Source organism: Nostoc sp., from assembly GCF_036918015.1.
Taxonomy (GTDB): domain Bacteria; phylum Cyanobacteriota; class Cyanobacteriia; order Cyanobacteriales; family Nostocaceae; genus Nostoc.
In genome coordinates, this window is sequence record NZ_JBALEO010000020.1 from 1 (window position 1) to 13,332 (window position 13,332).

Annotated in this window: 12 protein-coding genes and 1 pseudogene; 4 read left to right on the forward strand and 9 right to left on the reverse strand. The window is 42.7% G+C overall.

Annotated features, from left to right (window positions below; genetic code table 11):
* Positions 1–154: 154 nt before the first annotated feature.
* The 4 genes and pseudogenes from V7K61_RS05365 to V7K61_RS05380 all read right to left on the reverse strand — a co-directional run.
* Positions 155–379: pseudogene (locus tag V7K61_RS05365) on the reverse strand (1-acyl-sn-glycerol-3-phosphate acyltransferase); the annotation flags it as partial.
* A 533-nt stretch (positions 380–912) separates the two neighbouring features.
* Entirely contained in the window at positions 913–1,842 is a 930-nt protein-coding gene (locus V7K61_RS05370) for an XDD3 family exosortase-dependent surface protein (protein WP_335051625.1), read from the reverse strand.
* Positions 1,843–2,340: 498 nt separating this feature from the next.
* The gene (locus V7K61_RS05375) at positions 2,341–3,723 is read right to left on the reverse strand and encodes a 1-acyl-sn-glycerol-3-phosphate acyltransferase (protein ID WP_335051627.1); all 1,383 of its coding nucleotides are present in this window, start codon (positions 3,721–3,723) and stop codon (positions 2,341–2,343) included.
* Positions 3,724–3,909: 186 nt separating this feature from the next.
* Positions 3,910–4,479 carry a Uma2 family endonuclease gene (locus V7K61_RS05380; protein WP_335051629.1) on the reverse strand — a complete coding sequence of 190 codons (570 nt, stop codon included), beginning with the start codon at positions 4,477–4,479 and terminating at the stop codon, positions 3,910–3,912.
* Between the two features lie 178 nt (positions 4,480–4,657).
* On the opposite strand from V7K61_RS05380, the gene V7K61_RS05385 reads away from it, so the two are divergent.
* Both V7K61_RS05385 and V7K61_RS05390 read left to right on the forward strand, forming a co-directional pair.
* Positions 4,658–6,463: a proline--tRNA ligase gene (locus V7K61_RS05385; RefSeq protein WP_335051632.1), complete on the forward strand. Its 1,806-nt coding sequence runs from the start codon at positions 4,658–4,660 to the stop codon at positions 6,461–6,463.
* A 397-nt stretch (positions 6,464–6,860) separates the two neighbouring features.
* Positions 6,861–7,472 (forward strand): GerMN domain-containing protein, encoded by a 612-nt coding sequence (locus V7K61_RS05390; RefSeq protein WP_335051634.1) that lies wholly within the window; start codon positions 6,861–6,863, stop codon positions 7,470–7,472.
* 78 nt (positions 7,473–7,550) lie between these two features.
* On the opposite strand, the gene V7K61_RS05395 is transcribed toward V7K61_RS05390, so the two are convergent.
* The 3 genes from V7K61_RS05395 to efp form a co-directional block, all read right to left on the reverse strand.
* Positions 7,551–7,898 (reverse strand): ArsR/SmtB family transcription factor, encoded by a 348-nt coding sequence (locus V7K61_RS05395; RefSeq protein ID WP_094349905.1) that lies wholly within the window; start codon positions 7,896–7,898, stop codon positions 7,551–7,553.
* Positions 7,899–7,960: 62 nt separating this feature from the next.
* On the reverse strand, positions 7,961–8,518 hold the full coding sequence (accB, locus tag V7K61_RS05400; RefSeq protein WP_335051636.1) for an acetyl-CoA carboxylase biotin carboxyl carrier protein: 558 nt from the start codon (positions 8,516–8,518) through the stop codon (positions 7,961–7,963).
* Between the two features lie 108 nt (positions 8,519–8,626).
* The gene (efp, locus tag V7K61_RS05405) at positions 8,627–9,184 is read right to left on the reverse strand and encodes an elongation factor P (protein WP_292845505.1); all 558 of its coding nucleotides are present in this window, start codon (positions 9,182–9,184) and stop codon (positions 8,627–8,629) included.
* A 203-nt stretch (positions 9,185–9,387) separates the two neighbouring features.
* Here efp and V7K61_RS05410 point away from each other — a divergent pair, with 203 nt between their 5' ends.
* Positions 9,388–10,494, forward strand: coding sequence for a peptidylprolyl isomerase (locus tag V7K61_RS05410; RefSeq protein WP_335051639.1), 1,107 nt, complete (start codon positions 9,388–9,390; stop codon positions 10,492–10,494).
* A gap of 45 nt (positions 10,495–10,539) precedes the next feature.
* Here V7K61_RS05410 and V7K61_RS05415 read toward each other — a convergent pair whose 3' ends face one another.
* Positions 10,540–11,127: a Uma2 family endonuclease gene (locus V7K61_RS05415; RefSeq protein WP_335051641.1), complete on the reverse strand. Its 588-nt coding sequence runs from the start codon at positions 11,125–11,127 to the stop codon at positions 10,540–10,542.
* 96 nt (positions 11,128–11,223) lie between these two features.
* Between V7K61_RS05415 and thiL the strand changes: the two genes are divergently transcribed.
* Entirely contained in the window at positions 11,224–12,228 is a 1,005-nt protein-coding gene (thiL, locus tag V7K61_RS05420) for a thiamine-phosphate kinase (RefSeq protein WP_335051643.1), read from the forward strand.
* A 58-nt stretch (positions 12,229–12,286) separates the two neighbouring features.
* Here thiL and V7K61_RS05425 read toward each other — a convergent pair whose 3' ends face one another.
* Positions 12,287–13,300, reverse strand: a complete 1,014-nt coding sequence (locus tag V7K61_RS05425; protein ID WP_335051645.1) for a type I glyceraldehyde-3-phosphate dehydrogenase — start codon at positions 13,298–13,300, stop codon at positions 12,287–12,289.
* Between the last annotated feature and the right edge of the window lie 32 nt (positions 13,301–13,332).

The window sequence follows — 13,332 nt, forward strand, 5'->3', positions numbered from 1 at the left end:
TGTTAAACCAAGGTGAGTTACTGATTAAGTGGCATCGAAAAATCAAAAATAAAGGTAATGTCAACTATGTTGCAGCTTAAATGCTGATTAGCTTACCTCCATCCTCATTGTATATACATAATCATATTTATTAAGTTTTCACGAGTCATTACCATCATCCTCCTTTTGAAATCAAACTTTCCAATGCGTGTTGTAAATCGTTCGTTACATCAGCAACAGCTTGTCTAGCACCCAACCGATTTTCCTTATATACGGAGTAACGCTCAGAAATAGATATAGGTTCACCCACAGTTATTTTTACTTTTTGCTTACCTAATTGCGGACGCTGCACAGTTTTATTGCCTTTGATTTTAGCAATCATTTGCCATAAAATTAAAGTTTTGTAGGTTGGGTGCAGCGATAGCGTAACCCAACATAAAATTTGGTGGTAATGTTGGGTTGCGTTTCACTCCACCCAATCTACATAAATATATCTTTTAAAAAACTCTAGGTTTCAACATAGATGAGGTTTATAGCATCTACATGACATATAATCCTGTAAATCTTCTAATGGCTTATCCAAGTCATTAGTATGACACAGCTATATCTAGAGCTTGCAGAATAACTAGCACCTTGTCTGCTTGTGTTTGAAAAATGTCATGAGCGTTACTGAGATTCTTTAAAGAATTGCCTGAGTAGTTTTGTATTTGATAACTATCTTATAAAAAAAATGCCCTTGCTAGAAAGTAAGGGCATTGAAGTTGACCTATTTAATCTTTAGTGAGTAAATCTATACAGCTTGGGATACTTTTCGCTTAAGCTTCATCCCAAATTTAATGAGCGATCATTTCCATGAGAGAAAATAGTCTTTTATCTTGTCTATAATCACTGAAGAGAAATTAAGCCGTATTGCGAATAGTCTCTACCCAATTGCTATGCTAATTTCTTGCGTAGCTTGCTACCAGCCAAAGCCAGACCAACAATTCCTAAACCAGCGAGACTAGCAGGCTCAGGAGTTGATTGGACAATAGAAGATTTCTTGAATTCAAATGCAATGGTTTGTGTGCCGTTGAATTTGCTGGCATCATAGCCAGTGGTTAGCAACTGCTGCGTTACATTACCCTGTGCTAGGAACGAGATTGCACTCAGATAATTTCCAGAGTTGATGACATTAAGATTAAATGTATTGTCCTTGCCGTTATTAGTAAAATAACTACTGGTCAAATCACCATAACCGACAATACCACCACCTTGTTTTACCTGACTTTCGTAAGAATTCCCTCCTCCTGCTAAACCACCATATGTAGCAACAGTGTAGCCCTCTTTGATATTAGTAACTGTCTTTGCCTGAACACCACTATAAACACCTAGTTGTTGTACCCCTGAAGCATTCGCTGAAGCGAAATGAATACCAAACAAATCCCCGCTGCTCATAGCATTTCCAAAGGTCTTACCCGCCATGTTGAAGAACAAATCACCATATCCAATCTGACCGCCGGCAGCACCCTGTTCAGCCTCTCCTGTTAACTTCATATTGCCATTGATTGCCACAATGATGCTGGTAGCAGTTTCTTTGATAGCCATACCAGAGATATCGTAGGGGTTTACTTTTCCTGCTGCGGCACCAACCCAGTAATTCCCGTTCATCCCATCTTTGTTTGAATCAAATGCATACTGCCACCCGCTAGCATCAGTGGAGTTTTGACCCATCAAAAGGCCGGTAGTGTCATTCATACACTCCAAAGAGATGCTAAATGCTGTTCCCTTTAAGTCTGAGGCATAAGCTCCTTGACCAGCCACAAAGAAGATTCCAAAAGTAGCAATACCAACCTTCAGGAAATTGAATAAGTTTTGAGTTTTCATTATTTATAAATTGATTGATTTAGAGAATCACAATTTTTTGGACTTCTCTATTTGTAATTGGAATTAAAAAAATAGAAAAGCGTGATTTTTCTGAAAATATAATTTGGATAACTTAACGGTAATTTTATAAAAATCTAATAAAAAATGACATACTTGGTTACAATTGCCTTTATCTAACCCAATTGTATTAAAGTGAAATAGCAGCAAAGGCAAGCAGGTCTAGCAGCCTACGATTATCTGCACCCATTTATTTAGACAGTTTTGAAAAACTTTTGGGTTTGTGCAAGCTTAATAAACCATATCCCCCTAGCATCTCCGTACAGAGGATCTAAACGCGCGATCTACTTTAGAAAGTAATATCCGATTCGGATGAACACTTGGGCATTTACATTACACTTTGCTATTTAAGGGAGTCAGGAGGCATGGGTCGAAATCAATAAGCCTCTTGACGACTGACAGCTTTATTATGGTTACTAGCAAAAAATGCAACCTTTCTAATCAAATCAAACCTTCCAACGCGTGTTGTAAATCGTTCGTCACATCAGCAACAGCTTGTCTAGCACCCAAACGATTTTCTTTATACGCTGGGTAACGCTCAGAAATAGATATGGGTTCACCCACGGTTATTTTTACTTTTTGCTTACCCAATTGTGGACGGTGTACAGCTTTATCGCCTTTGATTTTAGCAATCATCTGCCATAAAATTAAAGTTGTTTCAGCAAACCTTTCTGCTGTTGGATTTTCCCGAATATAATTACCCGAAACTGCCACAAAACTTTCTACTAAACGCATGTGCCACATTCGTGCATTCGCTTCTTCTGCAACGCGATCGCCTAAAGCTCTTTCAACGGCAGATACTCCTTTGACATCTTTAAATTCTTCTCTAAATATATAATTCCAACCTGCTTGCTCGACTCGCCGACAACGATCGCTCAAACTACCTTTTGACTGTAAATTAAAATACTGTTCTGAGATTAACAGCGCTGCATTCAATAAAGCTTGTAAACGAACTGCTAATGCTTCATTTCTATCGGGAATTTGCCCAATGACAATCTTAGGATCTGGCAGTTTTTGATGATAAAACCGGGTGTAAAATTCTTCCATGAGCAAAAGTAAATGTTCTGCCAAAGCCAACAACCGGGGATAAAGGGACTCCACGGAAGCATTTTCTGATGAATTCACAGGTAAACCACTAGCCGCTTCCAATTCACTCAAAAGATTAGCGATCGCACCCCAAGGAGCATCAACGTAACTATATTTAATCCCAACTGGTACAATTAGAACCTGTTCGGGGCGTTCAGCTTTGTGCAAGTCTTCGGCACACCAAAAGCCTAATTGGGCGATACCAGGTTCTAGGGGGCTGATATTCTCTGATAAACCATTGGTAGCACCTTCTGGGGCAGCTGCCATCGGGAATTTACCATTGGCGAACAAATCACGCGCCGAACGTAACCCTGTCCAGTCAGCTTTCCCTCGCTGAATCGGAGTCCCACCTAAATGAGAAGCAATCCAGCCAACGTGGGAACCTGCCCAGAGAGGAATACCGCGATCGTAGATAAAATGAGCGTGAATGGGATGTTGTAGTGTTGTACCTTGCGATCGCGCTGTCTTTGGTACAATTTGAGACAGCAAATAACCTAAACAAAGTGGATCATCTGTTTTCGGATGGCGAAATGCCAACATAAAACGGATTTTACCCTCCTGAAACTGGCGATAGAAATCCACCAGAACCTCTACGTTATCTGCTTCAATTTGGGTAATAGGTGTTTGCCATTTTATCCAACTGGGTAGCAACAGATTAACGACTCGTAGCAATAAAGGGTTAAACGCTGGAGGAATAAATTCTAAGGGTGCTTGTGCTTGATAAATTACATCTGCCAAGGTAATTTCTCCTAAAGATGCCGTGATTTCTTTTAAGCTATCTTAGCCGCTGTAAGATACCCTGACGATTGTAGTCGCAGTCACACACGACAAAAAATGAAGCGTACCTACGCAGACTTATAGAGTATTTTTTACTGCGATGTAAAGTATGGGCAGATAATGGAGATTTAGCAGCACTTGTAAATCTTAATAACAGGATAGACTCAAGCTAAATCCTGGTAATACATTTTCACCCGATAATTGTGTAGGCAGATTTCGCACTTCTATATCTTGGTTTTGGCGATAAATTTCTACTTGTTGCTGTTGGGGATTTATCAACCATGCCAATTGCACCCCTGCACCTATATATTCCTGCATTTTAGGACGCAACATTTCCAAATCATCTGTTGCCGATCTTAATTCAATGACAAAATCGGGTGCAATGGGGGGAAATTTCCGTCTTTGTTCAGGTGTAAGTGCTTGCCAACGTTCTTGTTGAATCCAAGCGGCATCTGGAGAACGGTCAGCACCATTAGGTAATTTGAATATAGTAGAAGAACTGAAAGTGTAACCGAGTCCAGTTTGCCGATTCCAGATACCCAGATCGATAATTAAATCTGCTTCTCGATTCCCGCTTTCACCTCCAACGGGGGACATGATGATTAATTCTCCCTTGGCAGTGCGTTCAAATTTCAATTCGCGGTTATTTTGACATAAGTGATAAAATTGTTCGTCACTAAAGTGAACGGTGTCTAGTTTTAATGTCAAATGACTCATAACCTAGACCTAGATTAGTAGGAAAGATTATATCACAATACAGTTCAGAATGAGCAACAAAACACTTGTAGAGACAGCGATTTATCGCGTCTCGAAAACCCAAAATTGTTGCCAGTAGCCTTTAACTGAACCGTATTGGTTTATAAACAAATTAAAGATTCTAGAAAGGGAGTAAACAATGCGACTTTCACAAATGTTATTTGTTACACTGCGGGATGAGCCGGCTGATGCTGAGATTCCCAGCCATAAATTATTACTCCGTGCAGGCTACATTCGTCGCATCGGTAGTGGTCTTTATGCTTATTTGCCGTTAATGTGGCGGGTACTGCAAAAAGTTTCCCAGATTGTGCGGGAAGAAATGAACGCGACAGGCGCACAAGAATGTCTTTTGCCACAATTGCAACCTGCTGATTTATGGAAGGAATCGGGACGCTGGGACACTTACACGAAAGCTGAGGGAATTATGTTTTCCCTAATTGACCGCCGCGAGCAACAATTAGGATTAGGCCCAACTCATGAAGAAGTAATCACAGCGATCGCTCGTGATATGATTCGCTCTTATCGCCAGCTACCATTACATCTCTACCAAATTCAAACCAAATTCCGCGATGAAATTCGTCCCCGTTTTGGTTTAATGCGCGGACGTGAGTTTATTATGAAGGACGGCTACTCTTTCCATACCGATGAAGCCAGCCTCAAAGAAACTTACCAGGATATGTATAAAGCCTACAGCAATATCCTACGGCGTTCTGGTTTAGCTTTTCGCGCAGTAGAAGCTGATTCTGGTGCAATTGGCGGTTCTGGTTCCACAGAATTTATGATTTTGGCAGAAGCGGGTGAAGACGAAGTTCTCTACACTGAGGATGGTAAATACGCCGCTAACGTAGAAAAGGCTGTTTCTTTACCAATTGACGCCGAAACCTCACGGTTTACAACCTACGAAAAACGCGATACACCTGGAACAGAAAGCATTGAAAAGGTGTGTCAACTCCTCAACTGTTCTCCCACTCAATTAGTGAAAAATGTCCTTTATCAGACAGTTTATGATAATGGTATAACGGTGTTAGTTTTGGTCAGCATACGAGGCGATCAGGAAGTTAATGAGGTCAAATTGCAAAATGAATTGACCAAATTAGCTTCTGAATATGGTGCTAAAACTATTATTAGTTTGAATGTACCAAATGTCGAAGCCCAACAAGCATGGACAGCTAAATCTCTACCTTTAGGCTACATTGCGCCAGATATCGCAGATGAGTATATTGCTGCTAATAAACAGATCCATCCCAAGTTTTTGCGCTTGGTGGATCAAACAGCCGTTGATTTAAAAAACTTTGTTACAGGCGCGAATGAAGCTGGTTATCACGTAGTTGGTGTTAATTGGGGTGAGCAATTTAAGTTACCAGAGAGAGTGGTAGATATTCGTAAGTCAAGACCAGGCGATCGCGCCATCCATAACCCAGAACAAACTCTTGCAAGTGCCCGTGGAATTGAAGCAGGTCACATCTTCCAATTAGGCACTAAATATTCCCAAGCGATGGGTGCAACTTATACCAATGAACAGGGTGAAGAAAAGCCGCTATTTATGGGTTGTTTTGGTGTAGGTGTATCACGACTAGCACAAGCTGCCGTCGAGCAATCTTACGATAAAGATGGAATTATTTGGCCAGTTGCGATCGCACCCTACCACGCGATCGTCACAATTCCTAACATTAAGGATGCTCAACAAATCGAAATCGCCCAAAAACTTTACACAGAACTCAATCAAGCGGGAATTGAAACCCTACTAGATGACCGAGACGAACGGGCGGGAGTGAAATTTAAAGATGCTGATTTAATTGGCATACCTTATAGAATTGTAACCGGACGTGCGATCGCTAATGGCAAAGTTGAAGTTGTAGAAAGAGCCACCCGTAAATCTCAAGAAATAGTCATTGATGAAGTGACAACTACACTTAAACAGTGGATTACAGAAGCAATAGAGTGAAGTAGGGAGTAGGGAGTAGACAATTTTCCATTCAACCTAACTTTTCACCTGATCTGGAAAGACCTACGAAAAACCTAATCCCCTTCCCACGAGTGTAAAGCGGAAAATTCAAAGTCTCTCTCCTTCAAAGAGAGAGATTTAGAGAGAGGTTTTTCAGAACCGATAAAAAGTCAGATTCCTTAGAAACGCTATTAATTGCGTCTTTCCAAAATTTACATAATTTGGCAGGTGACGGATTAGAAATAAAAATTCTAGAATTGGACTAGGGACTTGCAGAATTAAAAGGCATCAAGTCTCCTCTAGGTTGTGGGAAACTCCCTACTTATAAGTATCGTCTTTAACCAGGCTGCTCCTCACATAACTACCATATCAGCCCTCAGTTAGGAAGGTTTTGAACATGAAAGACCAACAAGGATCTAATCGTATTTCTTCAGGCGTAATTGCAGCTGTATCAGCAGTGGTTGTAGCGGTGGGTGGTGGTGTAGCTTGGTTTACCACACAATCCAACAATACTCCTACACCGTCAAACCCCTCTGGGCAAATAGCTCAACCAGCACAACCATCAACTAGGCAGCCAGCTAATGAGCAAACCCCAAACGTTTATTGGCTAAGACCAAAAGACAAAAATGTTACTTTGGTTCCCCAGCCTGTTAAAGTAGCTTCTGTATTACCCAACCAAGCTTTAGAAGCAGCTTTCCAAAGTTTGTTAGCAGGCCCAACAGAAGGGACAGATTCAACAACTATCCCTAAAGGAACCAAGCTATTAGGGTTGAAGGCGGAAAATAATGAAGTTCACGTTAATTTATCTGAAGATTTTACCAGCGGTGGTGGTAGCACCTCAATGATGGGCCGCGTGGGACAAGTTGTTTACACTGCAACAACTTTAAATCCCAAAGCCAAGGTATACATTGACGTGAACGGCAAACCGTTGGATGTTTTAGGCGGTGAGGGTGTTGAGATACAACAACCGCTAACTCGCGAACAGTTTCAGAAAGATTATCCCCTTTAAATTAGTTAGGAGTTAGAAGTTAGGAGTGAGGAGTTTTAACTCATAACTCATAACTCATAACTCATAACTCTCTTAAACTTACCGTTTGCTATTTAATACACGAAAATTACGGGCTTGCTGCTCCAACCTTGTGGCGAGGCGATCGCAAACCCGATTACACAACTCAAAAATCATTTGATCTTCCACCCGGTAATAGGCGCAAGTTCCTTCACTGCGGCGGCTAAGGATACCTGCTTGCCACATTACCTTCAGGTGTTTTGACACATTTGCCTGAGAAGTCTGTGTTGCCTCTACCAACTCTTGCACGCATTTTTCTTCATCCCGCAATAAGTGTAGCAGCCGTAGGCGCATTGGCTCACTTAACAGGCTGAAGTATTCAGCTACTTGTTGCACCACTTCTGGTGGTAAAGGCAACGTTTGTTTCATCAGGATTAACCCGCAAGGAGAGAAAATTTTAACAATGATTCACATCATATATACATTAATACTTAATCAGGGTTAATTCGCATCAAAGGTTGACCATATTCTACAGCGTCGCCATTTTGGAGAAGAATTTCCATCACCTGTCCAGAGACTTCGGCTTCTATTTCATTCATCAGCTTCATAGCTTCAATGATACAGACTGTTTGACCCTTGCGGACGCGATCGCCCACTTCCACAAATGCCGCTTCCCCAGGCGCAGGAGCGCGATAAAACGTTCCTACCATTGGGGAAGGCACTTCTACTAATCTCTGGTCAATGGTTGAGGGAGGACTTACTGACAGTTGCAATTGTGTGCTACTACCAGTATTCTCAAACACACGAGATGTGGACACCTCCGTTACCTGACTTCCGCTCACCTGGTTTCCCCCAGATGAACCCGATGTCAAGCCTGAACCTACCACACCGCCTAAAGTCCCTTGACCCATCGACAACATCTGATTGCTAATGCTCACAGCCTTACGGACTGTTAGTTCAAAATCATCGCTTTTGAGCGTGACTTCTGCAATATCTGTTTGTGCGATAGTTGCCAGAAGTTGGCGGATTTCATTAAAGTCCAATGGCACAGTTTTTATTACCTCGACCTATCCGTAAATTAGCATTTTAAGTGTGGCAGGGGATTAATCCCTATGTAGGGATTTAAATCGGGACTTGCATCTCCGTAGAGATGAAAGTTATTCCCTGCTGATATATTTATCTTCCTGGGTATCAACTTTGATGCGTTCTCCTTGAGAAATAAACAAAGGAACCATCACAACTGCACCAGTTTCTAGAGTTGCTGGTTTTGAGCCACCTGTGGCAGTGTCACCTTTTAAACCTGGATCTGTTTGGACAATTTCTAGAACCACAGATTTAGGCAATTCTACTCCTAGCACTTGCTCGCCCCACTTAATAACTTCGGCTTCCATACCTTCCTTCAGGTATTTGACGCGATCGCCAATTTGTGCGCGAGTCAATCTGCCTTCTTCATAAGTTTCCATATCCATAAAGACAAACTCATCGCCTTCTTTATAGGTATGCTGCATCGTGCTTTTTTCTAGAGTGGCTTGCGGCACTGTTTCCCCGGCGCGGAACGTTTTTTCCATAACGCTCCCACTCTGGACATTTTTTAGCTTAGTTCGTACAAAGGCGGAACCTTTGCCTGGCTTGACGTGTAGGAATTCAAGCACTCGCCATACAGACCCATCCAATACAATTGAAACACCGGGTCGAAAGTCGTTACTGGAGATCATGAAACTTTCAAATTTTGGAAGACAATCGGCATTTATTGTACCCTTCTAGGGTCGTCATTGGGCATTTGTCATTAGTTAGTTGTCATTTGTCATTAGTTATTTATCCTCTGCCCTAGACCTCTGCTCCACTCATCACCTAACGTGGGAAGATTATTGATGGGTTACGTCCAGTCAACAATTCACTGCTGCATTTGAGTTATCCCATGCTTAACTTATTAAAATCCTGGCTGAAGAACAGCCTAATGGCAATACTGCTGATAACAATATTTTTAGGCATAACTACAGCTGGGTGGACTCCCTCCAGTAGCGCCGCACTGCCAGCCGGCAATGCAATTACCGACGGAAAGGCTTTGTTGCGGTATGCACTCCCGATAGATAACAAACCTGTGCGGCAACTACAAGGCAGTTTAGAGGACATCTCTGCCCAACTGCGGGCGAATCGGCGTTGGGGTGCTATTTCCAAAGACATTAGCCAAGCATCCCGCATTCTCGATAAACCTTCCCAAATCTTAACAAGCGTTCCCGCAGAACGCCAACCCCAAGCCGAAGCTTGGATTACCGAGTTGAAATCCGGGGTGGGTAAATTGCAAGAATTGGCGAACAGCAAAGATAAAGAACAAATTCTGCAAGAGAGAAGCAAACTTTTGAATCTCGTAACTCAGCTAGAAGAGTCAATGGTGAAACAATTTCCCTTTGAAGTGCCTGCTGAGTATAGTAATCTGCCGCAACTTAAAGGTCGTGCCACTGTAGAAATCAAAACCAACAAAGGCGATTTGGCCCTTGTCGTAGACGGTTACAGCGCTCCTGTGACTGCTGGTAATTTTGTAGATTTGGTACAGAGAGGTTTTTATAATGGTTTAGAATTTACCCGTTCTGAAGAATCTTACTTTCTCCAAACTGGAGACCCAGCAGGTAAAGATGTGGGTTTCATTGACCCAACAACGGGCAAATATCGCGCTATTCCCTTAGAAGTCTTAGTTCAAGGGGATAAAGCACCTACTTATGGTATTACTTTAGAAGAAGCTGGTCGTTACGTTGATATGCCAGTTCTACCTTTTTCTGCTTTTGGTGCAGTAGTGATGGCTCGTCCTGAAAGTGAAGTAAATGGTGGTTCATCACAATTTTTCTTCTTTTTGTTTGAACCAGAACTCACCCCCGCCGGACGCAACCTGTTAGATGGTCGCTATGCCGTTTTTGGCTATCTCACCGAAGGTAAAGAAGTTTTGGATAAACTGAAAGCTGGTGACAAAATCGAATCAGCAAAAGTGGTTCAGGGGATAGAAAATCTGGTTGAACCGCAACCTGCATAAGAAGACACAGGGGACAGGAGAAGAATAATTCTTGTACAGACGCGATTAATCGCGTCTCTCCTGATTCAGATTTCCGGCGGTGAATATCTGCTCAACTGCGATCGCTATTTCTGGAAAAGTCCGCGATACAATTTTCTGGTCGCCAGTAAACACCGTCTCTTCGTAAAATCCTTCTTCTAGCCACAACACAGAAATCTTTTCTTTTAGTGGGTCTACAATCCAATATTCTGGCACTTCAACCGCCGCATATTCAGACCGCTTATAACGATAGTCCCGATTGATAGAATCTGGACTTACTACCTCTACAATTAGTAATGGTGGTGACTCAAAGACTGCTGATGCATTGAGCAATTCTCTTGCTTGCTCCTGCGTCACCACAGACAAGTCAGTTAATCGAGACTTATTTTTCCCCGTCCTCGTCCCAGTTTCCCGAAAAGTTAACCAAGGTAAACTCAAGCGCTGAATTTCCGCTATGAGTGCGGTATCTAAAAAAGCGACAATCAAGAAATGTTGAATCGTAGGGGGATTTATTAATTCCAGCCTGCCATCTACTAGCTCATAGTGAAAACCACTGCCATCATCATAATTTAAGTACTCTTCAAATGTGAGCTTTGTTACTGGTGTAGAGACCATTCCAACATCCCCCTAGACGATAGCTTTATCGTAACTTGAGGGAGTGGGGAGTAGGGAGATGAGGGAAGAAGGAGAATGACAAATGACAAATGACCGATGACAAAAGTTAAAGATATTGGCGAACAAAGTCTTCTAGAAAAATTACAGCGTTTTTGTCCCGCAGAAATTATTGGCGATGATGCAGCAGTACTTGAAACTACACCAGGGCAATCTTTAGTAGTGACTACAGATGTGCTGGTTGATGGCGTTCATTTTAGCAACCTCACCACTTCCCCAGAAGATGCTGGTTGGCGAGCTGCTGCTGCTAATTTGTCAGATTTAGCAGCAATGGGTGCTTCCCCATTGGGAATCACTGTCGGGTTGGGACTACCTGGTGAACTCAGGGTGAGTTGGGTAGAACGCTTGTATCAGGGAATGACAGAATGCCTGAAAAAATACAATACCTCAATTGTTGGCGGTGATGTCGTGCGATCGCCTGTTACTACTCTGTCAATTACCGCTTTTGGTCAAGTTAACCCTAGTCAAATTATCCGCCGTTCTGCTGCTGCGATCGGGGATGCGATCGTTGTTACAGGCGTTCATGGAGCCTCCCATGCAGGCTTAGAACTGCTCTTGCATCCCGAACTAGGGCAAAACCTCAAAGATGCAGAACGCACGGCTCTAATCCGCGCACATCAACGTCCACAACCACGATTAGATGTCTTACCAATCCTCTGGAAAATCTTAACTCCTAACTCCCAACTCTTCATTGCTGGTATGGATAGCAGCGATGGTTTGGCAGATGCGATTATCCAAATTTGCCGCGCCAGTGGCGTTGGTGCTGTCTTAGAACACAGAGAAATCCCCGTACCAAAAACTTTTAACCATTGGCTGACACCAGACCAAGCGCTAAAATATGCTCTATATGGTGGCGAAGACTTTGAATTAGTACTGTGTTTACCACAAGAATTAGCATCAGCCTTAGTGCAACATCTTGGTCAAGGTGCTGCGATCGCAGGCAGGATTACAGCCGGATCGACAGTAATATTGCACGACGAGCAAAAAAAATTCCCTGACCAAGTTCTGAATCTTAGCCAGGGATTTCAACATTTTAGTCAATAGTGCTTTGTCAATAGTCATTTGTCCTTTTTATAATGACCAATGACTAATGACAAATTAATTATTGCCACTTCTCGGCTACCAATTCTGCCAAATCCAAGACTCGTTGGCTGTAACCCCACTCATTGTCATACCACGCCATAACTTTTACTAAGTCATTACCTAAGACCAAAGTCAAGTTGGCATCGACAATCGAAGAAGCATCATGACCTTGATAATCAGACGATACCAATTCTAGTTCGCTGTAGGCCAAAATACCTTTAAGTGGGCCTTCGGCTGCATCTTTAAGAGCTTGGTTAACTTCTTCAGTAATAGTACGCTTCTCAACCTGAACTACGAAATCTACCATTGAGACGTTCGGGGTCGGTACGCGTAAGGCAACACCATTTAGTTTGCCTCTGAGGTCTGGGATAACCAGCGCCACTGCTTTCGCTGCACCAGTGGAGGTGGGTACAATGTTTATCGCTGCGGCCCTCGCCCGTCGCAAATCCCGGTGAGAAGCGTCTAGCAATCGCTGATCGCCTGTATAGCTGTGGGTGGTGGTCATCGTACCTTTGATGATACCGAACTTATCGTTCAACACCTTGGCGATTGGTGCCAAGCAGTTGGTAGTACAGCTAGCATTACTGATAATGTGGTGTTTGTTGTGGTCATAGTCATGATGATTCACACCAACCACAAAAGTACCATCCTCGTTTTTACCAGGAGCGGTAATCAGAACTTTCTTGGCTCCAGCATTTACGTGCTTGAGCGCTCCTTCTTTGCTAGTAAATACCCCAGTTGCTTCGATAATTAGGTCAATTCCCCAATCTTTCCAGGGCAAGTTTTCAGGGTTGCGATCGGATACGCACTTGATGGTCTTACCGTTGACGATGATAGAGTTATCATCGGCACTAATCTCAGCACCTTTGATCTTGCCTAGCATTGAGTCATACTTTAGCAGGTGAGCATTGGTTCTAGGATCTGAAGTGTCATTAATAGCGACAAGATCGATTTGACTATTCTCTCTACCCACCCAACAACGCGCAAAGTTACGTCCAATCCGCCCGAAACCGTTGATTGCAACTCTAATCACAGTGTCTTGCCCTCTGTATTTATGCTTATATG